At 59.7% G+C, this 24,261-nt stretch carries 24 protein-coding genes; 16 read left to right on the forward strand and 8 right to left on the reverse strand.

Features of this window, described 5'->3' with window-relative positions:
* Nucleotides 1-329 precede the first annotated feature (329 nt).
* Nucleotides 330-1,061 (forward strand): helix-turn-helix transcriptional regulator, encoded by a 732-nt coding sequence (locus tag HB780_RS19275; protein WP_183695141.1) that lies wholly within the window; start codon nt 330-332, stop codon nt 1,059-1,061.
* 102 nt (nt 1,062-1,163) lie between these two features.
* Here the strand turns inward: HB780_RS19275 and HB780_RS19280 are convergent, their stop codons facing one another.
* The 5 genes from HB780_RS19280 to HB780_RS19300 form a co-directional block, all read right to left on the reverse strand.
* Entirely contained in the window at nt 1,164-2,390 is a 1,227-nt protein-coding gene (locus HB780_RS19280; RefSeq protein WP_286203144.1) for a DUF2333 family protein, read from the reverse strand.
* A gap of 40 nt (nt 2,391-2,430) precedes the next feature.
* Nucleotides 2,431-3,477, reverse strand: a complete 1,047-nt coding sequence (locus HB780_RS19285; protein ID WP_183695144.1) for a hypothetical protein — start codon at nt 3,475-3,477, stop codon at nt 2,431-2,433.
* Between the two features lie 122 nt (nt 3,478-3,599).
* Nucleotides 3,600-3,989 carry a VOC family protein gene (locus HB780_RS19290; RefSeq protein WP_183695148.1) on the reverse strand — a complete coding sequence of 130 codons (390 nt, stop codon included), beginning with the start codon at nt 3,987-3,989 and terminating at the stop codon, nt 3,600-3,602.
* An 87-nt stretch (nt 3,990-4,076) separates the two neighbouring features.
* Entirely contained in the window at nt 4,077-4,463 is a 387-nt protein-coding gene (locus HB780_RS19295; protein WP_183695151.1) for a c-type cytochrome, read from the reverse strand.
* Between the two features lie 94 nt (nt 4,464-4,557).
* Complete coding sequence (locus HB780_RS19300) at nt 4,558-5,139, reverse strand: thymidine kinase (protein ID WP_183695154.1); 582 nt, start codon at nt 5,137-5,139, stop codon at nt 4,558-4,560.
* A 234-nt stretch (nt 5,140-5,373) separates the two neighbouring features.
* On the opposite strand from HB780_RS19300, the gene HB780_RS19305 reads away from it, so the two are divergent.
* The 7 genes from HB780_RS19305 (at nt 5,374) to ade (ending at nt 13,206) form a co-directional block, all read left to right on the forward strand.
* Entirely contained in the window at nt 5,374-6,330 is a 957-nt protein-coding gene (locus HB780_RS19305; RefSeq protein WP_183695157.1) for a choline ABC transporter substrate-binding protein, read from the forward strand.
* Nucleotides 6,331-6,511: 181 nt separating this feature from the next.
* A complete protein-coding gene (choW, locus tag HB780_RS19310) occupies nt 6,512-7,357 on the forward strand; it encodes a choline ABC transporter permease subunit (RefSeq protein ID WP_183695160.1) in 846 nt (281 codons plus the stop codon).
* Nucleotides 7,354-8,403, forward strand: coding sequence for a choline ABC transporter ATP-binding protein (gene choV, locus HB780_RS19315; protein WP_183695162.1), 1,050 nt, complete (start codon nt 7,354-7,356; stop codon nt 8,401-8,403). Before choW ends, choV begins: the two co-directional genes overlap by 4 nt.
* A 40-nt stretch (nt 8,404-8,443) precedes the next feature.
* Nucleotides 8,444-8,944 (forward strand): HugZ family pyridoxamine 5'-phosphate oxidase, encoded by a 501-nt coding sequence (locus HB780_RS19320; RefSeq protein ID WP_286203145.1) that lies wholly within the window; start codon nt 8,444-8,446, stop codon nt 8,942-8,944.
* A 364-nt stretch (nt 8,945-9,308) separates the two neighbouring features.
* Complete coding sequence (locus tag HB780_RS19325; protein WP_007692427.1) at nt 9,309-9,626, forward strand: ArsR/SmtB family transcription factor; 318 nt, start codon at nt 9,309-9,311, stop codon at nt 9,624-9,626.
* 457 nt (nt 9,627-10,083) lie between these two features.
* Nucleotides 10,084-11,412: an omega-aminotransferase AptA gene (locus HB780_RS19330; RefSeq protein WP_183695165.1), complete on the forward strand. Its 1,329-nt coding sequence runs from the start codon at nt 10,084-10,086 to the stop codon at nt 11,410-11,412.
* A gap of 96 nt (nt 11,413-11,508) precedes the next feature.
* Nucleotides 11,509-13,206, forward strand: a complete 1,698-nt coding sequence (gene ade, locus HB780_RS19335; RefSeq protein ID WP_183695168.1) for an adenine deaminase — start codon at nt 11,509-11,511, stop codon at nt 13,204-13,206.
* Here the strand turns inward: ade and HB780_RS19340 are convergent, their stop codons facing one another.
* Nucleotides 13,207-14,853, reverse strand: a complete 1,647-nt coding sequence (locus tag HB780_RS19340) for a beta-galactosidase BglA (protein ID WP_183695171.1) — start codon at nt 14,851-14,853, stop codon at nt 13,207-13,209. It lies immediately after the preceding gene.
* A 298-nt stretch (nt 14,854-15,151) separates the two neighbouring features.
* On the opposite strand from HB780_RS19340, the gene HB780_RS19345 reads away from it, so the two are divergent.
* The 7 genes from HB780_RS19345 (at nt 15,152) to HB780_RS19375 (ending at nt 22,836) form a co-directional block, all read left to right on the forward strand.
* Entirely contained in the window at nt 15,152-16,732 is a 1,581-nt protein-coding gene (locus HB780_RS19345) for a peptide ABC transporter substrate-binding protein (protein WP_183695173.1), read from the forward strand.
* A 48-nt stretch (nt 16,733-16,780) separates the two neighbouring features.
* Nucleotides 16,781-17,704: an ABC transporter permease subunit gene (locus HB780_RS19350; protein WP_183695176.1), complete on the forward strand. Its 924-nt coding sequence runs from the start codon at nt 16,781-16,783 to the stop codon at nt 17,702-17,704.
* Entirely contained in the window at nt 17,701-18,618 is a 918-nt protein-coding gene (locus HB780_RS19355; RefSeq protein WP_183695179.1) for an ABC transporter permease, read from the forward strand. Before HB780_RS19350 ends, HB780_RS19355 begins: the two co-directional genes overlap by 4 nt.
* A gap of 1 nt (nt 18,619) precedes the next feature.
* Nucleotides 18,620-19,615, forward strand: coding sequence for an ABC transporter ATP-binding protein (locus tag HB780_RS19360; RefSeq protein ID WP_183695183.1), 996 nt, complete (start codon nt 18,620-18,622; stop codon nt 19,613-19,615).
* Nucleotides 19,608-20,594, forward strand: coding sequence for an ABC transporter ATP-binding protein (locus HB780_RS19365; RefSeq protein WP_183695186.1), 987 nt, complete (start codon nt 19,608-19,610; stop codon nt 20,592-20,594). Before HB780_RS19360 ends, HB780_RS19365 begins: the two co-directional genes overlap by 8 nt.
* Nucleotides 20,595-20,688: 94 nt before the next feature.
* Complete coding sequence (locus HB780_RS19370) at nt 20,689-21,606, forward strand: sugar kinase (protein WP_183695188.1); 918 nt, start codon at nt 20,689-20,691, stop codon at nt 21,604-21,606.
* A 123-nt stretch (nt 21,607-21,729) separates the two neighbouring features.
* Nucleotides 21,730-22,836 (forward strand): glycosyltransferase family 4 protein, encoded by a 1,107-nt coding sequence (locus tag HB780_RS19375; protein WP_183695191.1) that lies wholly within the window; start codon nt 21,730-21,732, stop codon nt 22,834-22,836.
* Between the two features lie 7 nt (nt 22,837-22,843).
* Here HB780_RS19375 and HB780_RS19380 read toward each other — a convergent pair whose 3' ends face one another.
* Nucleotides 22,844-23,131 (reverse strand): type II toxin-antitoxin system RelE/ParE family toxin, encoded by a 288-nt coding sequence (locus tag HB780_RS19380; RefSeq protein WP_183695194.1) that lies wholly within the window; start codon nt 23,129-23,131, stop codon nt 22,844-22,846.
* A gap of 4 nt (nt 23,132-23,135) precedes the next feature.
* Nucleotides 23,136-23,606: a calponin homology domain-containing protein gene (locus HB780_RS19385; protein WP_183695196.1), complete on the reverse strand. Its 471-nt coding sequence runs from the start codon at nt 23,604-23,606 to the stop codon at nt 23,136-23,138.
* Nucleotides 23,607-23,813: 207 nt separating this feature from the next.
* Here HB780_RS19385 and HB780_RS19390 point away from each other — a divergent pair, with 207 nt between their 5' ends.
* Nucleotides 23,814-24,254 (forward strand): MarR family winged helix-turn-helix transcriptional regulator, encoded by a 441-nt coding sequence (locus HB780_RS19390; RefSeq protein WP_183697269.1) that lies wholly within the window; start codon nt 23,814-23,816, stop codon nt 24,252-24,254.
* Nucleotides 24,255-24,261: the final 7 nt, after the last annotated feature.

Raw genomic sequence — 24,261 nt, forward strand, 5'->3', positions numbered from 1 at the left:
TGGTTGCTACCGATATCAACAATGCCGAACCCTCCAAGCTCAACTCATGCATGTATTCATCATGCAGGTTTACCGCCAGTTTTGCCCGAAATCATTCCCCTTTCCGGACCTTCGGAAAGCACATCCCGTCACCATTCTGAAAAAATCAAGTGGACAGCCTTTTTACCCGCATCAGGTGATTTTAAAAAAGTATGATAAATCAGCAATTTACAATATTAAGATATATGAAAATAAAATATTATCTGGATATGTGGTATTTTTGCGTCTAGCATTCGCCTGCAAATCCAGTATTTGATAGCGAGAACACGCTGTGGGCGCCAATAAGTCACATGTCCTATTTCATCACTGCTGAGAGACAACTATTGCTTTCTGCCGAGTTGGCCACAGCCCGGACGCAGACGGCTTTTGCTCAAGCTTTGGAACGGACGAGCTCTGCCTTTGGCTTCAGCCAGGTGGCCTTTCTCAACGCTCCGGTTTCCGAAGACTCCATGCTGACGCCGCTCGTCATCGAAGGCTCGATACAACCACAATTTCTGCGCGACTTCGATCGTCAGCAACTGCTCCGCCGCTGCCCGATGCTGCTGCGGGTGCGGGACTCCGTGATGCCGCGCGCCTGGCACCTCCTGGAAAAAAACATCTCGCAGGACATGGAGTTGCCGCGCGAACTGCATGCGCTCCTGCTCAGTCACAATTGCCCGATGGGCATTGTCATCCCCATCAACGCCTTCGATGGGCAGCGCCTCGTCTTCTGGTTCATGGGCGATCGCAGCAGCCTCGGGCAAAGCGAGCTCAACGAGCTGAACATGCTCATGTTGCAGGCGATCGACATCTATAACTGCCTCAAGCGCAATGAGGGCTCCTTGCTGAACATGCTTTCGGCCCGAGAGCTGGAAGTCGTCCGCTGGACCGCGCAGGGCAAGACCTCGGTCGAAATCGGCCAGATCCTTTCCCTCTCCGACCATACGGTCAACGCCTACATGATGAATGCCATCAAGAAGCTCGATTGCGTCAACCGCACGCAGCTCGTCGCAAAGGCTATCCGGCTGAAACTGATCAGCTAGCCTTATTGGTCACTCCCTAGAATTCCGAAATTTCTGGCCTGTCGATCCTGCAGGTCGCAATGGCGAATTGGCGATCGTTAGAGCAACGATCGCCCTGTCGTTTTAACGTCCGCCAAGAACAGAGCGCATTTCCACCAGATTCGAGCGAACGCGCAGGATATAGAAGCCCATCGTCGCGAGATGGCTCGGCATGATCCAGCCGTCTTCGCGGCCATTCGAGATGATGGCGGGCTGGATGCGCAGAGCCGCCTCCAGCTGCTTCATGGTCCCGCCCCAGAGCGTGCCGAGATTGCGCTCGGCGATGACCTTTTGGAAGTCGGCCTCGACGGCGCTCAGAATACCGTAATAGCCATAGAGCTGGCCATAGGCGAACCAGAATCGGTCGTCGGCGCGCGTGTCAAACCAACCGTAATTGTGGTTCTCCGATCGCTCCGCAAGGATATCCGACGTGCTGCCGAGATCATTGGCGACACGATCGATGAATTGCAGGAGGTTGTCGGCGCGGCCATCGAAGACGGCGTTGCAGGTGCCAAGATCGGTGTTGAACTTGCGCAGGCTGGTGATGGCCGCGCGGTAGTAGCTCGGGGTCGGCGTCTTCGGACCGAAGGGGCGCATGCCGAAATACCAGCTTGCTTCGTCGAATTGCAGATTACCGCGGGCACTTTGCAGGTCGCCGTTGATACCCGACGTACCGCGCACGCGGCCGAGCGTGTCGACCAGCTCCACCGCCGTACGCCGTACCGCCTGGTTCACGCCCCGCTGAAAGGCTGCCTTGTTGTCGAGAAACGGCGTGTCGTCCCAGGCGACGCCGAAGAACCCGAGCTTGAAAAGCAGCATCGAGGAGATCCAGGCGTTCTGGTTCACATTGAAATCGATAAGATCGGCGGTGACGTCGACGGTCCCCGAAGTCTGGCAGGCTTTCGGCGTGGTCGCTGCGACCTGCTGCCCGCTCGTAACCGGCAACTCCTGCCCTGCCCCGACCTTGCGGTCCTCGAACCTGTAGACGCTGGGATAGCTGGTGTCGAAGCCGCTCCAGACCTGCGTCTGCCAGACAAAATATATGTAGAGCACCGCCATCAGCGTCACGAAAGCGGCAACCGGCAGCTTGATCAGCCAATTGCGCCGCTGATACCAGCCGTGGGCGGCCATGAAAGGCCAGAGTATCCCGACGACGAGAAGCCCAAGGCCGCGCGCGATGGCGGCGCCGATCCGCTTGAAGAACGCAGTAATCGAGATCGAGCATGGACGTCTCCCCTGAAGCGCCGCAGTCCTTCGGATACGCAAAGGACGCAAAGACACTTTGAAACCGCGCAACATATTCACGCCCATGCAGATATGTGTTTCCGAAGGAGACGGCAACCGGCTGATATCATTTTTCAATCGCAGATGATGACGAGGTCTCAGGCTCAGGCTCGACCAGTTGCTCCCCTTCCATCACCGGCGTGGCCAACAGCGGAGATTCCAGCCGTCGCATAAAGACCTTGTCGGCATGCTCCTTGCGTCTTGCAAGATCATGACCGGCGAGCACATTGGCCTCGAATGCACTCATCAACGCGGCGACCGGGGCCGGTCTTTCAACGGCGGGCAAAGGCGGCACAACCTCCGACATCACTGCCTTCAGCAAGGCGATCCGCTGTTCGGTATCGACCACAAGCTTGCCCGCCATCGCATTGACGGCGGCGACCTGCGCATTCAGAACTGTCGCCACCTCCTCGTAGATATCGATAAGCCGCTGCAGCGCCGTCCTCTCCGGCTGCAGAGCCTGCTCACGCGCTCGCAGATCGCTCTGCTCGGCAAGCAGCCGCTGATAGTCCGTTTCCAATTCGGATTGCGAAGCCGCATTGCGGATAGACGAGGCGCCAGCGCGCCGGTCCAGAATTCTCGGCGCCAAATCATCCACCTGGCGCTGCACGTCTTCTATCTCGAAATCGGCGTGCTGCCGCCGCTCGATGACCTGCGCCAGATGCGTCTCGCAATCATGAAAAGCCTGGATCAACAAGGGCCTGGCCGCCTTGAACAGGGCATCGAGCGAGGCTGATGCTCCCAGCGCCGCATCCAGTTCCGCCACGATTAACGCCGGTTTGACATGTCCTTGGCCGATCCTGCGCCCGAACCAACTTGACCTTTCGGGCCCGGCCTTTTCATCGAACAATCGCCGATGTTGCAAATCGGCCGCCGCAGTGACCCTATCCAGTTCCTTGACCAACGACCGCCCGAGGAATTTCCAGCGCTCGAGCAACTCAAGCGTCTCGCGCACCTGCGTCTCCTCCACCGGGAAATTGATAGGGCCGAGACGTGCGCCTCCGCGGGCGTGACCGGCAAGCATGGTGTTTGCCGCACCCAAGCCCTTGATCGCATCGTCGAGCGTCGCGCGCGCCTTGTCGAGCTCGCCGTCGAAGGGATGAACCTTGACCATGAAAGCGTCTCTCAATTGCCGTTACAGGCGAGATTAACCGCTTATAGGTGCAAAGAAAATGGCGGAACGCGCGTATTGCCTGTCGGCTTCAGCCGTCGCCGAGCGACACATCTGCTCTTACGTCAATTACCCTTGGGTACTTTACTCAGCGGCTCGCCGATCTCGATAGCGTGCCCATCCGGATCATAAAAGCGGAAGACCCGCTGACCCCATTGCTGTTTTTCGACAGGATGAATCAATTCAACATGCGGCGCGATATTTGCGAAGGCCGCATCAACATCCTCATGTTCGAAATACAGAAGCAAGTTTCTTTGCCCATAAGACTTGGCGGGATCGATATTTTGCCGCCAGACCGTCTTTTCAAGCGACCTGCCTTCATGGATCGCGAAGCCCGTCTCGAAGAGAACAAAATTTCCGAAGTCTTCCATGATCTTCAGACCGAGCCGCTTGTTGTAGAACTCCTTTGAGCAATTTATGTCGCGAACAAACGGAATGGGATTCACGAAACGCATTGCTTTTTTCCCAGTGGGTTGGAGAAACACGCCTGCAAGGGGTTCTGAAGCGGTTGCACGACTAGTGCGACAGCAGAGCTTGCCCTTTTACTGCGCGACAGCCGGGTTCTTCAGATAGGCGATGAGATTGTCGAGATCCTTGTCGCTCTTCAAGCCCGGAAAGGTCATCTTTGTGCCCTTCACCAGGAATTGCGGGCTGGGCAGGTATTTTCTGAGCAATGCCTCGTCCCAGACCTTGCCGTCGGCGCCGAACGCCTTCATCGCCGAGGAGTAGTTGTAGTCCGGCACGGTGGCGACGGGACGGCCGACCACGCCCATCAGCGATGGCCCGACATGGTTTTCATGCGCGGTCGCTGTGTGGCAGACGGCGCATTTCTTGAAGACCGCCGCGCCGGCGATCGCATCGCCATCGGCAAAGGCGGACGAACTGGAGAAAAAAACAGTGGCCGCAGCCAGCAGACAGAGCGATTTCATTATTCCTCCCTAATCGGGAAGCGATCCATCCCGTTGCCGCGACCATAGAGACATTTGCGGCCGCTTGCCGGATGACGCAATGACGCGGACGGTTCTACTCCTCCGCCATCGCCTCTTCCCAGTGACGGCGGCAGAGCGAAACATATTTGTCGCTGCCACCGATCTCGATCTGCGCACCGTCGCGCGCCGCCTTGCCGGCAGCATCCAGGCGCACGACCATCGTCGCCTTGCGCCCACAATGGCAGATCGTTCTGACTTCCCGCAACTCGTCGGCGATGGTCAGCAGCTCCTGCGAACCCGGAAATAACTTCCCATGAAAATCCGTGCGCAGCCCGTAGGCCATGACAGGCAGGTCGAGGCGATCAACGACATGGGCAAGCTGCCACACTTGTTCATGCGACAGGAATTGCGCCTCATCGACGAAGACGCAAGCCAGAGGCTCTTCGGCATGCATTTGATCGACCAAGGCGTAGAGATCGTCGGCAGCGTCGAACGGAATGGCCTCCATCGTCAGACCAATACGCGACGCTATCTTCCCGCGACCAGCACGATCGTCCAACGCCGCGATAAAGGCCGCAGTGCGCATACCGCGCTCCTGATAATTGTAGGCGGCCTGCAGCAGCATGGTCGACTTGCCGGCATTCATCGTCGAATAATGGAAGTAGAGCTTGGCCATAACATTCTCCTTGACCGTTTCATGGGTGCTCCGCCGCGCGAAGAAAAGACGCCTTTGACGAAAACCACAGGAATTACGGTCAGCCGGGGCGAAATAGGACTGGTTTTGCAACAGCGGATCGGAAAAACACCGGAGTCGCAATCAGCCCCACCAAACCGGCGCAAATACGCGGAGGTCGCTTGTAAATGTCAGTTATTGGTGCTTGCTTGGGAACGTTAGACTGGGAGTCACGTAATGATAAAAATGACATTTACCGCACTTGCCTTCGCTTCAACCCTTTCCGCGCTGACACTCGGCGCAACCGCAGCTTCCGCCGCCGAACCGGCAAGCTGTAGCACCGTGCATTTCGCCGATGTTGGCTGGACGGATATCACCTCCACCACGGCGACTGCCTCCATCCTCCTGAAAGCTCTCGGCTACGACACCGACGTCAAGGTGCTTGCGGTGCCGGTGACCTATCAGTCGCTGAAAAACAAGGACATCGACGTCTTCCTCGGCAACTGGATGCCCTCCATGGCCGAGAACATCAAGCCGTTTGCCGAAGACAAGTCGGTCGAAACCGTCGGCGCCAACCTGGAAGGCGCGAAATACACGCTCGCGACCAACGAAAAGGGCGCGGCGCTCGGCATCAAGGACTTCAAGGATATCGCCGCCCACAAGGACGATCTGGACGGCAAGATCTATGGCATCGAACCGGGCAATGACGGCAATCGCCTGATCATCGACATGGTCGACAAGAACACTTTTGGCCTCAAGGGCTTCGAAGTGGTCGAATCTTCCGAACAGGGCATGCTTGCCCAGGTGTCTCGCGCCGACAAGGCAGGCAAGCCGATCATCTTCCTCGGCTGGGCCCCGCATCCGATGAACAGCAATTACAAGATGACCTATCTCTCCGGCGGCGACGACGTCTTCGGAGCGAACTACGGCGGTGCGACGGTCTATACCAACGTCCGCGCGGGCTATCTTCAGGAATGCACGAACGTCGGCACCTTCGTGAAGAACCTCGTCTTCTCTTTGCCGATGGAAAACGAGATCATGGGCAAGATCCTGACCGACGGCAAGGAACCGGAAGTGGCTGCAACGGAATGGCTGAAGGCCAATCCGACAGCAATCACCCCCTGGCTCGCCGGCGTTACCACCAAGGATGGCGGTGACGGGCTTGCGGCAGTCAAGGCCAAGCTTGGCCTGTAACATCGAGGGGACAAGGGGCGGCTTAACCGCCCCTTTCTCTTCCATGGAAGGACTGCTTCCCTCCTATCGCGCCGCACATCGGGCAACGTCCAATGTGGCGCCATAGGCTGTTATTCTCCGGCGGCCGCATCCGGAACGACCCAAGACGTCCGGGATCGCCGCCCAAAGAGTGGGCAAGAACGTGAACTGGTTAACCGATTATCGCATCCCCATCGGCCCATGGGCCAAAGCCGTCGTCGACTGGCTGACGACCAATTTCATATGGTTCTTCGACGGCCTTTCCTTCGTCGCTTCGCATGGAATCAAAGCGCTGCTATTCCTCCTGCAAGCGCCACATCCGCTGATCGTCGTCGTCGTTATCGCGGCCATCGCCTATTGGATGCGCCGGAGCGTTGCTGTCACCGCCCTCACCTTCATCGGCCTGCTCATCACCATCAACCAGGGTTATTGGAAGGAGACGACGGAGACGCTTGCGCTGGTCTTGGCCTCCACTTTCGTCTGCATGCTCGTCGGCGTCCCCCTCGGCATCGCCGCCGCGCGCCGCCCGTGGCTCTATGCCTTCATGCGGCCGATCCTCGACCTGATGCAGACCATCCCGACCTTCGTCTATCTGGTGCCGGCGATGATCCTGCTCGGCCTCGGTATGGTGCCAGGCCTGATCGCCACGGTCGTCTTCGCCATTCCCGCATCGATCCGCATGACCCGCCTCGGCATCATCTCGACGCCGCCCTCTCTCGTCGAGGCGGCCGAAGCCTTCGGAGCGACGCCGCAACAGGTGCTGCGCAAAGTCGAGGTGCCCTTCGCCATGCCGCAGATCATGGCCGGTTTGACCCAGACGATCATGCTGTCGCTCTCGATGGTGTCCATTGCCGCCCTCGTCGGCGCACCTGGCCTCGGCGTGCCGGTACTGCGTGCGCTGAACAGTGTCAATGTCGCCAAGAGCTTCGATTCCGGCTCCTGCATCGTCATTCTCGCAATCATTCTCGACCGCATGTTCCGCGCCCCCGGCGAAGGAGACCGCTCATGACCACCGCCGTCACCTTCAACAACGTCAGCATCATCTTCGGCGACCGTCCCGAGGCTGCCCTCAAGCTCGCGGACGAAGGAAAGACCCGCGACGAGATCGGCAAGTCGACCGGCATGGTGCTCGGCGTCGCCAATGCCTCGCTGGAGATCGAGGAAGGCGAAATCCTCGTGCTCATGGGCCTGTCCGGTTCCGGCAAATCGACGCTGCTGCGCGCCGTCAATGGCCTGGCCCCGGTCGTGCGCGGCGATGTCGTCGTCAACACCAAGACCGGGCCAGTCAACCCCTATGGCTGTAGTCCCAAGACGCTGCGTGACCTGCGCATGCACACGGTCTCCATGGTGTTCCAGCAGTTCGCATTGCTGCCCTGGCGCACCGTTGCCGACAATGTCGGCTTCGGCCTCGAGCTTGCCGGCGTTCCGGAGCCGGAGCGGAAGAAGCGCGTCGACGAACAGCTGGAACTCGTCAACCTGACGCAATGGGCAACCCGCCGGGTCAACGAACTCTCCGGCGGCATGCAGCAGCGTGTCGGCCTTGCGCGCGCCTTTGCCACCGGCGCGCCGATCCTGCTCATGGACGAGCCGTTTTCGGCGCTCGATCCGCTGATCCGCACCCGCCTGCAGGATGAGCTTCTGGAATTCCAGCGCCGCCTGAAGCGGACGATCCTCTTCGTCAGCCACGATCTCGACGAAGCCTTCCGCATCGGCAATCGCATCGCCATTATGGAGAGCGGGCACATCATCCAGTGTGGCACGCCGCAGGAAATCGTCAGGAACCCCGCCGATCAGTATGTCGCCGACTTCGTGCAGCACATGAACCCGATCAGCATGCTCACGGCGGGCGATGTCATGCAACGGGGCCTCGGCCACTCCGCCAACAGCGGTTCGGTCACGGCCACGACGACGGTCTCGACGCCGCTTGTCGACATCCTCGACGCACTGACGCGCCAACCGGGCAATATTGGCGTCGTTGACAATGGCGTGGTTATCGGGACGATTTCCGCCCAGGACGTCGTGGCTGGCCTCACCAGCCACCGACGGAGGGAGTAGTCCATCTGGACTGCTCTTTCTGTTCTGCGGGAGAGAGACGATGAACGACAAGCCGTCCCTGTTACGGGAGACCGACGACGAAGCGCGTAAGCAGGCGCGTACCCTGTTGTGCTCGGCCCGCTTCGCGGCACTTGCCGTCTTCGACTCCGAGACCGGCTTTCCCTCCGTCAGCCGCGTGCTGACCGGCACCGATATCGATGACGTGCCGGTCATCCTCGTGTCCGGCCTTTCGGCCCATACCAAGGCGCTGTCGAAGGATCCGCGCGTCTCGGCCCTTTTCGGCGAGCCCGGCAAGGGCGATCCCCTCGCCCATCCACGCCTCAGCGTCCAATGCAACGCCGAGCGCGTCGATCGCGAAGATCCGCGGCATGAACGCATTCGTGCGCGTTTTCTCGCCCGCCATCCCAAGGCGAAGCTCTATGTCGATTTTCCGGATTTCTGTTTCTTCCGCCTGATCCCGCTTGCCGCCAGCCTGAATGGCGGCTTCGGTAAAGCCTTCGTTCTGCCAGGGTCCGATCTGATGATCTCTTTCGGCGGCTAACGAAATGCTCGCGAAAGAGGCAGATGCCGTAGTGCGAGAATTAGTAGCTCGCGTCCCGATATAGTCTCGGTCATCAGGGGTGGGCCGGAGGGGAAAATGGGCGAGTGTTGACGGATTTACGGCCTGGATACGGCAGGAATCGACTTAATTTGGGAAAATGGGGCGTTCAGAGGGGAATTCGCCCTACCCATATGGGCGGGACACGACCTTACAACACGCATATCTAAAATAGCATACTCGATACCTTAAATTTAGGTATATACAATCTTTCACCCCTCTTGGTATTGTTAGCTATCGGGTTAGCTCCCCGGTTTAGAAATTACGCAATTTCTGATGTACGCTCCGCATTAGGAAGATCAAAGAGATGAAAACAAGAAATTTGGCCGACCACTCCAACGTGGCGGCAGCACTATTATCTGCAATGGCGAACCCCAAGCGCCTGATGATTCTTTGCAGTTTGGTCAAGGGTGAAGTCCCGGTCGGCGTATTGGCCAACCAGGTGGGGCTCAGCCAATCTGCACTTTCCCAGCACCTTTCAAAGCTCCGTGCCCAGAAGCTGGTGAAGACGCGCCGCGATGCTCAAACAATTTACTACTCCAGCACTTCAGAGTCGGTCATCCGGGTCCTGGAAACACTGGAAGACATTTATTGTGAACCGGAAAAAAGCAGAACGGCTGCTTAAGAGCCCAAACTGGCTCTAAGACTGCCGAAGCATGATCCTCAGGGGGACGATACGTTCCAACCCTTGAGATCAAGCTGCTTTCATGACCACACATATATCTGATTTGGCTGGCAAATTTTCAATTTGCCAGCTTTTTCGCGTTGAGCCCCCATCTGCGTACAAGCGACACACGTCACGGCCCCATCGCGTTCGCTAGTCGCTTCTCTCCATACTAGATGCGATCTGATCTGATTTGGCCCACGCGAACAAGACAAGACGAGACAGAACAGGACGAAAAACGAAATCACCACATCCTGCCCTTACTCTGTCTCGTCTCGTCTTGTTCGGCCCCTCCCCTGCCTCCCCTCAGCTTCATCTTGACGCCAAGGGGCCGACTGATAATTTGACCAGACAGTCAATAATCACGCGACCCGCGCCGCGATCGGGAAATGGCCCCCGAATAGCCATGGAGAACAGCATGTCCACTCGTCTGAACGCCGCCCCCAATGATCTCAGCGCCTTTTGGATGCCGTTTACGGCCAATCGCCAGTTCAAGAAGGAACCGCGCCTCTTCGTCGGTGCCAAGGACATGTACTACACCACCCATGACGGGCGGCAGGTGCTGGATGGAACGGCGGGTCTGTGGTGCGTGAACGCCGGGCATTGCCGCCCGAAGATCACCGAAGCCATCAGCCAGCAGGCAGGCGAACTCGATTATGCACCGGCCTTCCAGCTCGGCCATCCCAAGGCTTTCGAACTGGCCAACCGGCTGGTGGATATCGCGCCAGAAGGCATGAACCACGTTCTCTATACCAATTCCGGCTCTGAATCGGTCGAGACCGCGCTGAAGGTGGCGCTTGCCTATCATCGCGTGAAGGGCAACGGCTCCCGCTCCCGCCTGATCGGCCGCGAGCGCGGCTATCACGGCGTCAATTTCGGTGGTATCTCCGTCGGCGGCATCGTCACCAATCGCAAAATGTTCGGCACGCTACTCACCGGTGTCGACCACATGCCACACACGCATGTTCCCGGCAAGAATACCTTCACCCGTGGTGAGCCCGAACATGGCGGCGACATCGCTTCAGAACTGGAGCGTATCGTCACGCTGCATGACGCCTCCACCATCGCCGCCGTCATCGTCGAGCCGGTCGCCGGCTCCACCGGCGTGCTGATTCCGCCGAAGGGCTATCTGCAGAAGCTGCGCGAAATCTGCACCAAGCACGGCATCCTGCTGATCTTCGATGAAGTCATCACCGGCTTCGGCCGCCTGGGCACGCCGTTCGCCGCCCAATATTATGGCGTCACCCCCGACATCATCGTCACAGCCAAGGGCCTGACCAACGGCGTCATCCCAATGGGCGCGGTCTTCGTCACCTCGGAAATCCATGACGCTTTCATGCAGGGACCCGAACACATGATCGAGTTCTTCCATGGCTACACCTATTCGGGCAACCCGATCGCCGCGGCCGCGGCTCTTGCCACGCTCGATACCTACAAGGAAGAAGGCCTGCTGACCCGCGCCGCCGAGCTTTCGGACTACTGGGCCGACGCACTGCACTCCCTGAAGGACTGCCCCAACGTCATCGACATCAGAAACACCGGCCTGATCGGCGCCATCGAACTCGCTCCGATCGCCGGCGAACCCACCAAGCGCGCCTTCACCGCCTTCCTCAAGGCCTACGAAAAAGGCCTGCTGATCCGCACCACCGGCGACATCATCGCCCTCTCCCCGCCGCTGATCATCGAAAAACACCACATCGACGAACTCTTCGGCAAGCTCAGGGAGATCTTGCAGAATAATATCTGAGGCTTAGACTTCAAGAAATCCACGCCCCTCATATTCCCATTGTTGCAAACGCAGAATGGTCGGATATGAGGGGCGAATTTTATGCGAGGAATGAACATGACCGCCAAACTTGAACGCTATATCGACCAGGGCGTCGGCCGGGAGCCGGCGGATATCGTGCTCAAGGGCGGGCGGTTCTTCGATCTGGTAACCGGCGAACTCGTCGCTTCCGACATCGCCATCTGCGGCGACCGGATTGTCGGCACCTGTGGCGATTACCAGGGCCGTGAAGAGATAGATATTTCGGGCCGGATCGTCGTCCCCGGCTTCATCGACACGCATCTGCATATCGAATCCTCGCTGGTGACGCCGCATGAGTTCGACCGTTGCGTCCTGCCCTATGGCGTGACCACCGTCATCTGCGACCCACATGAGATCGCCAATGTGCTCGGCACGGACGGCATCCAGTATTTCCTGGACAGCTCGCTCGAGACCATCATGGATATCCGCGTCCAGCTCTCCTCCTGCGTGCCGGCCACGCATCTGGAAACATCAGGCGCCGATCTGCCGATCGAGAAGCTGCTGCCCTTCCGCGACCATCCGAAAGTCATCGGCCTTGCCGAGTTCATGAATTTCCCGGGTGTCGTCTACAAGGACCCTATCTGCATGGCCAAGCTCGATGCCTTCCAGGGCGGCCATATTGACGGCCATGCGCCGCTGCTGCGCGGCTATGATCTCAACGGCTATCTCTCAGCCGGCATCCGCACCGAGCATGAATCGACCACCGCCGAAGAAGCCCTCGAAAAGATCCGCAAGGGCATGCATATTCTCGTGCGCGAAGGTTCGGTCTCCAAGGACCTGCACGCCCTGATGCCGATCCTGACCGAGCGCCTGTCGCCCTATCTGGCCCTCTGCACCGACGACCGCAATCCGCTCGACATCGCCGAACAGGGTCATCTCGATTATATGATCCGAACGGCCGTCGCTCATGGCGTCGAGCCGCTGGCGATCTACCGCGCCGCCTCGATCTCCGCTGCTCGCGCCTTCGGCCTGCGCGACCGCGGTCTGGTGGCGCCCGGCTGGCGTGCCGATCTGGTCATCATCGACAGCCTGGAGAATTGCAAGGCGGAGACGGTGTTCTCGGCTGGCCGTCGTGTCACCACAGAGCTATTCGCCACCCGCAAGCCGGTCTCCCCCGTCGGCCTCGATAGCGTCAGGGCAAGCCCGATCAATGCCGCCGATTTCGGCGTACCGGCCACCGAGGGCGAAAGCTCGGTCATCGGCGTCATCCCCGGCAAGATCATCACCGAACACCGCCGCTACCGTCTGCCGCTCAAGGGCAACCAGACCGACCTCGACCTCGGCAACGACATCATCAAGGTCGCCGTCATCGAGCGCCACGGCAAGAACGGCAATCACGCCAATGGTTTTGTGCAGGGGTTTGGCCTGAAGAAGGGCGCTATCGCCTCGACCGTCGGCCATGACAGCCACAATATCTGCGTCGTCGGCGTCAACGAGGATGACATGGCCCGCGCCGCCAACCGTCTCAGCGAAATCAACGGCGGTTTCGTCGTCGTCGAAAGCGGCATCGTCACCGGCGAAATCGCCCTGCCCATCGCCGGCCTGATGAGTCTGGAGCCCTATGAAAGCGTGCGCGACACGCTGCATCACCTGCGCCAGGCGGCTTATGCCCTCGGCGCGACGCTGGAAGAACCCTTCCTGCAACTCGCCTTCCTGCCCCTGCCGGTCATCCCGCATCTGAAGATTTCGGACCGGGGCCTTGTGGATGTCGACAAGTTCATGCTGATCGGCTGATCACCCGACCTGTCCGCAGAACACATCCAGTGCTGCGAGCGTCACCAACTCGCCCACGTCCGAGCCCTCGAAGCCCGGCATAGGCACGACCTTGGCCACCTTTACCCCCTCCGGCAGGGTGACCTTCACAGGCTCGCGGGAAAGATTGAAGACAAAGAACAGCGTCGCATCGCCCTTGCTGCGCGTAAAGGCGAGTACGTCTTCCTTCGTGTCGAGGAAGGTCATGTCGCCGTCGAGCAGTACCGGATGCTGCTTTCGGAAGGCCAGCGTCTGGCGATAATGGTGCAAGACGGATTGCGGATCCGCCTCCTGCTTGTCGACGGCAAGTGCTGCGTGCTGATAGGGCACCGGCAGCCATGATTTCTCCGCCGTGGTGAAGCCGGCATGCGCGCGGCTCCCCTCCCAGGGCATCGGTGTGCGGCATCCGTCGCGGCCCTTGAAGGCCGGCCAGAAGCGGATGCCGTAGGGATCGCGCAGGTCCTCGAAGGAAAGCTCCGCTTCGGGCAAACCCAGTTCCTCACCCTGATAGAGGCAGATCGAGCCGCGCAATGTCGACAGCAGCGAAATTGCCAGCTTGGCAACACGAGGCTGCTCGGCCTCCGTTTCGGCGAAGCGGCTGACATGGCGATTGACGTCATGGTTGGAGAAAGCCCAGCAAACCCAGCCATCAGCGACATTTTCCTGGAAATCCCCCACGCAGCGGCGGAAATGCGCCGGCGTGAAATCCGGCCCAAGCAGATCGAAGGTATAGCACATATGCAGCTTGTCGCCGCCGCTGGTATAGGCGGCCACGGTCTGGAGCGAGCGAGCGCCATCGCCCACTTCACCGACGGTCGCACGCCCCTCATACTGATCGAGCAGCGCGCGGAAACGCTTCAGGAAATCGATATTTTCCGGCTGCGTCTTGTCGTAGAGATGGTTCTGCATCCCATAGGGATTGCTCTCTGGTGCATCCAGCCCGCCGATGACAGTGGTCGCGGGCGGATTGTCCCTCAGCTGCTTGTCGCAGAAATAATAGTTGACCGTATCCAGCCGGAAGCCGTCGACACCGCGATCGAGCCAGAACTTGACCGTGGCAAGCAAGGCGTCCTGGACTTCGCTGTTGTGGAAATTCAGGTCCGGCTGCGAGGTCAGGAAATTGTGCTGGTAGTATTGCCGGCGCACACCGTCCCATTCCCAGCCCGGTCCGCCGAAGATCGACAGCCAGTTGTTCGGCGCCGTGCCGTCCGGCTTCGGATCGGCCCAGACATACCAATCCGCCTTGGGATTGTCGCGACTTGCCCGGCTCTCGACGAACCAGGGATGGCGATCGGAGGTGTGCGAGATCACCTGATCGATGATGACCTTGATGCCGAGCGCATGCGCCGATGTCATCATCTCGTCAAAATCGGCGAGCGTCCCGAAGATCGGATCGACATCGCAATAATCGGCGACGTCATAGCCCATGTCCGCCATCGGCGAGGTGAAGAACGGCGCCAGCCAGATGGCATCCACACCGAGCGATGCGATATGCGGCAGGCGGCGGGTGATGCCCTTGATATCGCCAAGCCCGTTGGCGTCTGTATCCTGAAACGATCGCGGATAGACCTGATAGATCACCGCGCCACGCCACCAATCAGCTTCCGCCACCTTGCTCGCTGAGCTCATCAACAATCCGCCTCGATTTCATAAGGGTTCTTTCAAGTCGCACACTAAGCCAGAGGCGGCAAGCCGCCAATCGGAGAAGCATGTCACCCGAATTAAACGCAGAGGTTTTATGAGGCTGATTTTGCAAAACTCCCATGGGTAGAAACGTCTTCGCCGCCAGTGACGATTTGTCAGGGGGGCTTGAAAGCGACGTCGCATCAGATAACTTGCGACATTGACCTGCACGTCCAGGTCATCTGCGGAACTAAAATAACCTTGAAAAAACAAGGTCCGTAACTCCAGAAAGGTGGGGATATATATGGCTTATTTCACCCGGAAATTCATCGCGTCGGCGTTCGTCGGCACCTTATTGAGCGTTTCCGCACATGCGGCGACCCTCAATATCCACAATGGCGGCGACCCCACGTCGCTTGATCCCCAAAAGATTTCCGGCGACTGGGAAAACCGCATCGACGGCGATATTTTCGAAGGCCTGGTGACGGAAGATCCCAAGGACAACCCCATTCCTGGGCAGGCCGCAAGCTGGACCATCTCCCAGGACCAAAAGGTCTATACCTTCAAGCTGCGCGACGGCGTCAAGTGGTCCGACGGCACGCCGGTGACCGCCAGCGACTTCGTCTTCTCCTTCCAGCGCCTGATGGACCCCAAGACCGCCGCCCAATACGCCTATCTGCAATATACGATCCTGAACGCGGAAAAGATCAACAAGGGCGAGATCAAGGATCTCAGCCAGCTCGGCGTCAAGGCGATCGACGACAAGACGCTGGAAATCACGCTCGAAAACCCCACCCCCTATTTCCTCAACGCGCTGATGCACTACACCGCCTATCCGGTGCCGAAGCACGTCGTGGAAGCCAAGGGCGACGAGTGGGTCAAGATCGGCAACATCGTTACCAACGGCCCCTACAAGCCCACCGAATGGGTGCCTGGTTCGCATGTCAGCATGGTCAAGAGCGATCAGTATTACGACGCCAAGGACATCAAGATCGACAACGTCAACTACTATACGCTGGAAGATCAGGCGGCCGCACTGAAGCGCTATCGCGCCGGTGAGTTCGACATCCTGACCTCTTTCCCCGCCGACCAGTATGAGTGGATCCAGAAGAACCTTCCTGGTCAGGCGCATGTGGTACCGTTCCTCGGCACCTATTATTACGTCCTGAACTCCACCAAGCCGCCCTTCAACGACAAGCGCCTCCGCCAGGCCCTCTCCATGGCCGTCAACCGCGAAGTCATCGGCCCGAAGATCCTCGGCACCGGCGAACTGCCATCCTATTCCTGGGTGCCGCCGGGCACCGCCAATTATGGCGAGCCAGCCTATGTAAGCTGGAAGGACGAGCCCTACGGCAAGAAGGTCGAAGAGGCCAAGAAGCTCCTCAAGGAAGCCGGCTTCGGTCCCGACCATCCGCTGAAGGCACAGCTTCGCTACAACACCAACGACAACCACAAGCGCATCGCCGTTGCGATCGCCGCCATGTGGAAGCCGCTTGGCGTCGAAATCGAGCTCTACAACACCGAAACCAAGGTGCATTACGACGAGATGCAGCGCGGCGAAGTGCAGATCGGCCGCGCCGGCTGGCTCGCCGACTACAACGATCCGATCAACTTCCTCAACCTGCTGTCGACCGGCGTCGAAATGAACTACGGCCGCTGGAGCAACCCGCAATATGACGCGCTGATCAAACAGGGCAATGCGGAAATCGACCTGAAGAAGCGCGCCGAGGTCTACAAGCAGGCCGAACAGCTTGCGCTCGACGACAGCGCCGCGATCCCGATCTACTATTATGTTTCCCAGAATATCGTTGCTCCGAAGGTTGAAGGCTTCGTGGACAATATTCAGGACATTCACCGCACCCGTTGGCTGTCCATCAAACAATAATAGGAAAAGGCCCTACCCGCTCTTGCCGGGTGGGGCCTCAACGCACCCATGTTTCGCTATGCTCTCCGTCGTCTGCTGTCGACAATCCCTGTCTTGTGGATTGCCGTAACAGTGTGTTTTTTCATTTTGCGTCTCGCTCCCGGCGGCCCTTTCGATGGCGAACGGCCATTGCCGCCGGAAGTCAAAGCCAACCTCGCGGCCCACTACAATCTCGATAAGCCGCTGGTCGAGCAATACCTGATCTATGTCGGTGACGTGATGAAGGGCGACCTTGGCCCCTCTTTCGCCAATCAGGACTTCACCGTCACCCAGCAAATCATGTCGGGCTTTCCCTACACGCTGACCATTGGCGGCGCCGCCTTCATCCTGTCGACCATCATCGGCGTGTTCGTCGGCTGTCTTGGGGCGCTCTATCAGAACCGGAGCGCCGACTATTGGCTGGGCGGAGGCCTACTCCTCGGCCTCGTCATGCCGAGCTTCCTGATCGCCCCGATCCTGCAGCTTATCTTTGGCAACACGCTTGGCTGGCTGCCGGTCGGCGGCTGGGGCGACGGCTCGATCCGGTTCCTGGTCCTGCCCATCATCGTTCTGACCCTGCCGCACGCAGCCCGCATCTCACGCCTGATGCGCGGCTCGATGATCGAGGTAATGGGCCAGAACTTCATCCGCACCGCCAAGGCCAAGGGTATCGGGCCCAGGCTCACGGTGATGCGTCATGCATTGAAACCGGCGATGATGCCCGTTGTCTCCTATCTCGGACCGGCGGCAAGCTATCTGCTCACAGGTTCGCTGGTGGTGGAAAGCATCTTCGGCCTTCCCGGAATCGGTCGCTACTTCGTCGGCGCCGCGCTCAACCGCGACTACGGCATGGTCCTCGGCACGGTCATTTTCTACATGGTGCTGATCGTGATTCTGAACCTGATCGTCGACATCGCCTACGCCTGGCTCGATCCGAAAGTGAGAATGCGATGATCCTCAATTCCGCAAAACGTGAATTGCTGGAAGCAGAGTTGCTTGCAGCCGAGGGGCTCGCACCGAAAGGCCGTTCCCTCACGGGCGACGCCATGCGCCGCCTCCTGCGCAACAAGGCAGCCGCCCTCTCCATCATTGTGCTGGCTCTGCTAGTGCTCGTCGCCATCGTTGGCCCGAGCTTGCTTCCCTTTAACTATGAGGACCCGGACTGGAACTCCTTCCGAGGCGCTCCGGACTTTGCCGTCGGCCACTATTTCGGCACTGATGGTAACGGCCGCGATCTACTGGCGCGCACGCTCTACGGCACGCGCGTTTCACTGACCGTCGCGCTCGTCGCCACGCTCGTCTCGGTCGTCATCGGAGTGCTCTACGGCGCCGTCTCGGGCTATTTCGGCGGCCGCGTCGATGCCGTCATGATGCGCTTCGTCGATATCATGTACGCGCTGCCCTACGTCCTCTTCGTCATCCTGCTGATGGTAATCTTCGGCCGCAACGTCTATCTGCTGTTCGCGGCAATCGGTGCGCTCGAATGGCTGACCATGGCGCGCATCGTGCGTGGCCAGACACTCTCCATCAAGCAGCGGGAATTCATCGAAGCGGCGCGGGCCTCCGGTCAGCGACCGTTCAAGATCATCCTCAAGCACATCGTTCCGAATCTCGTCGGGCCGGTCGTCATCTACGCAACGCTCACCATCCCCGAGATCATCGCCACGGAAAGCTTCCTGTCCTATCTCGGCTTTGGCGTGCAGGAACCGTTGACCTCGCTCGGCACATTGATCGCTGAAGGGTCGGCCGGCATGGAGACCACGCCCTGGATCCTGTTCTTCCCCGCCGGTTTCCTGGTCGCCCTGCTGATGAGCCTGCTCTTCATCGGCGACGGCCTGCGCGACGCTTTCGATCCGAAGGATCGCTGACATGACAGAAACACTTCTCGAACTCAAAGACTACTCGATCACCTTCCGCACGCCGGAGGGCGAAGTTGCCGCCGTCTCGAAGATGAACCTCAAGGTCGGCCGTGGCGAGCGTGTCGCCATCGTTGGCGAATCCGGTTCCGGCAAGAGCCAAACCTTTCTCGGCCTGATGGGCCTGCTCGCCAAGAACGGCCGCACCAGCGGCCAGGCGCTGCTGGACGGCAAGGACATCCTGAAATTGAAGCCGCGCGAACTCGATCATGTGCGCGGCAAGGATGTGGCGATGGTCTTCCAGGACCCGATGACGGCACTCAATCCGTCGCTGCGCATCTCCCGGCAATTGACGGAGCAGCTCGAAGTCCATGGTGGGCTTTCGGCGCGCGCCGCCTCGGCAGCCGCGCTGGACATGCTGAAGCGCGTCGGTATTCCCGACCCCTCCCGGCGCTTTAATCTCTATCCGCATGAGCTCTCCGGCGGCATGCGCCAACGCATCGTCATCGCCATGGCGCTGCTGACCAAGCCGAAGCTGCTGATTGCCGACGAGCCGACAACGGCGCTCGATGTCACCATCCAGGCCCAGATCCTCGATCTTTTCAACGAGCTGACGGCGGAGATGAACACGGCTCTGGTGATGATCACCCACGATCTCGGCGTCGTTGCCGGTCTCGCCGATCGCGTTGCCGTCATGTATGCCGGCCGCATCGTCGAGGAAGCCCCGGTCGACGAGCTGTACGAAAATCCGGCTCATCCCTATACGGCGGCGCTGCATGCCTCCATCCCACGGCCGGATCAGGATGTCGACGATCTCGCCGTCATCCCAGGCCGGCCGCCGAACCTGATGCACCTGCCGCGTGGCTGCGCCTTCTCGCCGCGCTGCGCCCATGTGGAGGACGACTGTCTGGACGCTGCGCCGCCGCTCAACGAACTCGCGCCGCAGCGTTGCGCTGCCTGCTTCCACCCCCTTTCGGCTAATCAGGAACGGAGCCTCGTCCATGGCTGAGCAAACGCTTCTGAAGGTCGAGCACCTCACCACCGAATTCGAGCTGCCGTCGAAATCCTTCTTTAAACCGCCGCTGATCCTGACGGCGGTCAACGATGTCAGCTTCGAGCTGAAGACCGGGCGCACGCTCGGCATCGTCGGAGAATCCGGCTGCGGCAAGTCCACGCTCGGTCGCTCCATCCTGCGGCTGATCAAGGCGCAGAAGGGCCGCATCATGTGGCAGGGCGGCAACCTCCTGGATCTGTCCGAAGAAGAAATGCGCGCCGCCCGCCGCGACATGCAGATCATCTTCCAGGATCCGATCGCCTCGCTCGATCCGCGCATGACCGTCGGCGACATCATTGCCGAACCACTGACCGTGTTCGAGCCGAAGCTGTCGAGAGCGCAGCGGCAGGACCGCGTCCGTGAGATCATGGCGGCGGTCGGCCTGGTGCCGGAGATGATCAACCGCTATCCACATGAGTTCTCCGGCGGACAGGCACAGCGCATCGGCATCGCCCGCGCCGTCATCACCCGGCCGAAGCTGATCATCTGCGACGAGCCGGTCTCCGCCCTCGACGTCTCGATCCAGGGCCAGGTGATCACGCTTCTGCGCAAGTTGCGCAAGGAGTTCGGCCTGACGCTGATCTTCATCAGCCACGACCTCTCCGTCGTGCGCCTGATCTCGGACGACGTGCTGGTGCTCTATCTCGGCAAGGTGGTAGAGGCCGGCTCTGCCGCCACCGTCTTCGACCATCCGGCACATCCCTATACGCAGGCGCTGTTCTCCGCTGCACCGATCCCGGATCCGAAACTGGCGCGCGGCCGCCAGCGCATCCGCCTGCAGGGTGACCCGCCCTCGCCGCTCAACCCACCGCCCGGCTGCGTTTTCTCGCCGCGTTGCTGGAAGGCGACGGATATCTGTCGGACGAAGGCGCCACCGACCGAGCAGGTGCGCCCGGGCCAGACCGCGGCGTGCTATCATATGGACTTGCCGTAAGGCTGCAAAAGTGGACGGCGGAGCCCGCCGTCCACCTTGCCCAAGCGGCCCCATGCGGGTATGCAGCAAGCAGGTAAACTGCGGGAGGCAAGTCTTGGGCGGGCGTTTTCTATCGATCGGCGAATGCATGGTGGAGCTGTCGCAGGCCAAGGACGGGCATCTGCGCAAGGGCTTTGCCGGTGATACGTTCAACACGGCCTGGTATGCTCGCGCCTGCATGCCGCAAGATTGGTCGGTCGATTATTTCACCGCGCTCGGCGATGACGCCATGTCCGACGAGATGCTGGATTTCATGGGCGCGCACGGCATCGGCACGGCAAATATCCGCCGCCTTCTCGGCAAGACGCCGGGTCTTTATATGATCAACCTCAAGGACGGCGAGCGCTCCTTCAGCTACTGGCGCGACAGTTCCGCCGCCCGCCAGCTCGCCGCCGACGGCGACCAGTTGCGCACCGCGATCGAAGCGTCCGACGTCCTCTATTTCTCAGGCATCACCCTAGCGATCCTGTCCCATGAGGATGCCGAGACGCTACTCGCCGAACTCCGCCGCGCCAAGGCCATCGGCAAGCTGGTGGCCTTCGACCCCAATATCCGTCCGCGCCTCTGGTCAAGCCTGGACGCCATGCACACACTGATCGGCGAAGGCGCCCGCGCCTCGACGCTGGTCATGCCGAGCTTCGACGACGAGGCGGCGCATTTCGGCGACGACTCGATTGCCGGCACCATCCGCCGCTATCGGCAGCACGGCGCCAATATGGTCGTCGTCAAGAATGGCCCCGAAGGTGCCACCATCGGCACAGACGCCGGTGAAACACTGGTTCCGGCGGTGAAAGTTGCCAAGGTCGTCGATACCACCAGCGCCGGCGACAGCTTCAACGGCGCGTTCCTCGCCGATTATCTCGAGCACGACGACCCGATAGCTGCCGCCCATTTCGCCGCTGTGATCGCCGCCAAAGTCATCCAGGAACACGGCGCCCTGGTGCCCCCCGAGAAGCTCCAGACAGCCGACTAAGCGCTGTAATATTTCCATCATGGACAACCCGCACAATAGAGCAAGCGCGGGAATCACCTTTGTTGCCCCGCATTTGGTTGTACCGGCATCATCAGGATGCGGTGCAGATGGAACGTTTTGGACATGTTGCAACGTTTGTCGGACATCGATCACAAGGCATGGGCTGAGGCGGCAACTCCGGTTTCAGTGCCCGAACGCCTGATCATCGTCAGCGATGCCTGGCATCCGCAGGTGAACGGCGTTGTCCGATCGATCGAAAACACCAACCGCGAACTGGCGCGCATGGGCATTGAAGTGACCATGATCACACCGGAAGGCTTCCGCAACATTCCCTGCCCGACATATCCAGAAATCCGCCTGTCGATCGCGAGCTACCGCAAGGTCGCCGCCCGGATCGAAGCAGCGCGACCGACCTATGTGCATATCGCCACGGAAGGCCCACTCGGGCTGACGGCCAGGCGGTGGTGCGTGAAGAACGGCATGCCGTTTTCGACCAGCTACCACACCCGCTTCCCCGAATATGTCGCCGCCCGGCTGCCGATCCCGCAAAGCTGGCTCTACGCCTTCGTCAAATGGTTCCACAATGCCGGCTTCGGCTGCATGGTCGCAACACCGAGCCTTGCCAACGAACTCAAGCAGAAGGGCATCTCCAACCTGCTGCCCTGGAGCCGCGGCATCGATTCCGCGCTGTTTCGTCCGCAGCCGCTGGAGGACGCCCCCTTCGGCCTGCCCCGCCCGATTTTCATGACCGTCGGTCGTGTCGCTCTCGAAAAGAACCTGCCGGCTTTCCTCGATCTCGACCTGCCGGGCTCGAAGGTCGTCGTTGGCGACGGGCCGGCACGCGCCGAGCTGCAGAAACTCTATCCGATGGTGCATTTCCTCGGTTCGAAGTTCGGCGAAGCCCTGGCGCACGCCTATTCCCAGGCCGATGTCTTCGTCTTCCCGTCAAAGACCGACACATTCGGCAATGCCATCCTCGAAGCGCTGGCAAGCGGTGTTCCCGTTGCCGCCTACCCCGTCACCGGCCCCGCCGACATTCTCGCCGGCGACGAAACGGCCGGCGTCGTCAATGATGACCTGGGGGAAGCCTGCCGCGCCGCACTCTCCTCTTCTCGCGAGGCAGCCCGAGCGCTGGCGCTCAACTATTCCTGGGAAGCCGCCACGACCCAATTCATCGGCAACGTCCGCGTCGCCAACCATCGCGGCCGGATGTTGGTTCGCAAACACTAGGCTCTTGTTACTCGCTGTCGACAAGCGGCCATTGTTGCGCGCCGTGCAAGACACGTATCAGCTCGATACTGTCTTCGACCCTGTACACGACGAGAAACGAGGTTCGCGTCACGACCAGTTCGCGCGTGCCCGGTAATCGGCCAATGCGACCGGAATGAGGGAAATCTACAAGCCGTTGAATTTGCGCCTCGACCTCTCGAAGTTGGCTTCGAGCCGCAGCCGGATTGCGTTCGGCGATATAAAGCATGAATCGCTCGACATCGCTGATTGCTGTTTCATGCCAGACCAATCGCACCGCTTTATCGCGCCCGACGCGTCAATTCAGCGCGCAGAGCGTCAAGTCGATCTTTGACTTCCTCATCCGGCACAACCCGGTTCGTCCCATCCTTGATCCCGTCAAGCGCCTCCTGCACTTGCGCGCGAAACCATGTGTCATACGCCGCCGCCTCCTGCTGTTGGCGGAGTCGCTCCGTCTGGTCGGGGCGCTTGCGCTCGATCGCTTCCGGATCGTAGTCGACAGTATCGATTTCGAAACGCGGCATTCCCAACTCCTCGCGCACAAAAGAAACCGCAGTGTTCAGATTCCGCCAGAGCCGCGGTTGATGTGACCGCTGCGCGGCGACGGCTCGCTCGGCTGTGCCATAGCGAACAAGAACGGCCCAGCCGCCAGGCTGACCGACGACCACCGCACCCTGGATCGCATGCGCCTCGGCAAGGCTCTTGACGGTTTTGCCATCGATAATTTCTGTTGGCTTGCCTGCGCGGATCATTTTCATCTCATGAATTTTGAGTGAGCATGGATGAATTATTGAGTAATTGCACACAGAAGTCGAGAGAGAATATAATGGCGGACGGCGTCCGGGGGTTCAAACGATCATTTTTCGGGAAATCCGGAACTATGCATGGCAGTCATGCATTTTTATGATTACGATTGTTTATCGCACGACTTAAATAGACTCCCTTACGGAGTGTTAGAGATGACCGACGACCTATTGAAATTAGACAACTTCATATGCTTCGCCCTCTATTCGGCGAACCATGCAATGAACCGACTGTATAAGCCGATGCTCGATGAATTGAACCTCACCTACCCGCAATATCTCGTCATGGTGACGTTGTGGGAGGAGGATGGTCAGACGGTTGGCGGTATCGGCGAGAAGCTATTTCTCGAATCAAGCACGCTGACGCCGCTGCTGAAACGTCTCGAAGTCGCGGGTTTCATCCAGCGTATCCGCAGCAAGGAAGACGAACGGCAGGTACTGATCCGCCTGACGAGTGAAGGGACGGCGCTGAAGACAAAAGCCGCCGCCATCCCCCCTTGCATCCTTGATGCGTCGAATACGACGGCAGCTGAGTTGACGCGATTGAAAGCGGAAATCGTCACCCTGCGCGAAGCGCTGAACAAGGGCGCGGCCTGATCCCTCA

The organism is Rhizobium lusitanum (assembly GCF_014189535.1).
In the GTDB taxonomy this organism is placed as follows: domain Bacteria; phylum Pseudomonadota; class Alphaproteobacteria; order Rhizobiales; family Rhizobiaceae; genus Rhizobium; species Rhizobium lusitanum_C.

Excerpts from the sequence above, each read along its gene's own strand:
- HB780_RS19375 (WP_183695191.1), top strand. The coding sequence starts at position 21,730 with ATGTTGCAACGTTTGTCGGACATCGATCACAAGGCATGGGCTGAGGCG.
- HB780_RS19285 (WP_183695144.1), bottom strand. The coding sequence starts at position 3,477 with ATGGTCAAGGTTCATCCCTTCGACGGCGAGCTCGACAAGGCGCGCGCG.
- HB780_RS19385 (WP_183695196.1), bottom strand. The coding sequence starts at position 23,606 with ATGATCCGCGCAGGCAAGCCAACAGAAATTATCGATGGCAAAACCGTC.
- ade (WP_183695168.1), top strand. The coding sequence starts at position 11,509 with ATGACCGCCAAACTTGAACGCTATATCGACCAGGGCGTCGGCCGGGAG.
- choV (WP_183695162.1), top strand. The coding sequence starts at position 7,354 with ATGACCACCGCCGTCACCTTCAACAACGTCAGCATCATCTTCGGCGAC.
- HB780_RS19275 (WP_183695141.1), top strand. The coding sequence starts at position 330 with ATGTCCTATTTCATCACTGCTGAGAGACAACTATTGCTTTCTGCCGAG.
- HB780_RS19340 (WP_183695171.1), bottom strand. The coding sequence starts at position 14,853 with ATGAGCTCAGCGAGCAAGGTGGCGGAAGCTGATTGGTGGCGTGGCGCG.
- HB780_RS19355 (WP_183695179.1), top strand. The coding sequence starts at position 17,701 with ATGATCCTCAATTCCGCAAAACGTGAATTGCTGGAAGCAGAGTTGCTT.
- HB780_RS19390 (WP_183697269.1), top strand. The coding sequence starts at position 23,814 with ATGACCGACGACCTATTGAAATTAGACAACTTCATATGCTTCGCCCTC.
- HB780_RS19350 (WP_183695176.1), top strand. The coding sequence starts at position 16,781 with ATGTTTCGCTATGCTCTCCGTCGTCTGCTGTCGACAATCCCTGTCTTG.
- HB780_RS19325 (WP_007692427.1), top strand. The coding sequence starts at position 9,309 with ATGAAAACAAGAAATTTGGCCGACCACTCCAACGTGGCGGCAGCACTA.
- HB780_RS19330 (WP_183695165.1), top strand. The coding sequence starts at position 10,084 with ATGTCCACTCGTCTGAACGCCGCCCCCAATGATCTCAGCGCCTTTTGG.
- HB780_RS19295 (WP_183695151.1), bottom strand. The coding sequence starts at position 4,463 with ATGAAATCGCTCTGTCTGCTGGCTGCGGCCACTGTTTTTTTCTCCAGT.
- HB780_RS19305 (WP_183695157.1), top strand. The coding sequence starts at position 5,374 with ATGATAAAAATGACATTTACCGCACTTGCCTTCGCTTCAACCCTTTCC.
- HB780_RS19345 (WP_183695173.1), top strand. The coding sequence starts at position 15,152 with ATGGCTTATTTCACCCGGAAATTCATCGCGTCGGCGTTCGTCGGCACC.
- HB780_RS19360 (WP_183695183.1), top strand. The coding sequence starts at position 18,620 with ATGACAGAAACACTTCTCGAACTCAAAGACTACTCGATCACCTTCCGC.
- HB780_RS19290 (WP_183695148.1), bottom strand. The coding sequence starts at position 3,989 with ATGCGTTTCGTGAATCCCATTCCGTTTGTTCGCGACATAAATTGCTCA.
- HB780_RS19300 (WP_183695154.1), bottom strand. The coding sequence starts at position 5,139 with ATGGCCAAGCTCTACTTCCATTATTCGACGATGAATGCCGGCAAGTCG.
- HB780_RS19365 (WP_183695186.1), top strand. The coding sequence starts at position 19,608 with ATGGCTGAGCAAACGCTTCTGAAGGTCGAGCACCTCACCACCGAATTC.
- HB780_RS19320 (WP_286203145.1), top strand. The coding sequence starts at position 8,444 with ATGAACGACAAGCCGTCCCTGTTACGGGAGACCGACGACGAAGCGCGT.
- HB780_RS19280 (WP_286203144.1), bottom strand. The coding sequence starts at position 2,390 with ATGGGCGTGAATATGTTGCGCGGTTTCAAAGTGTCTTTGCGTCCTTTG.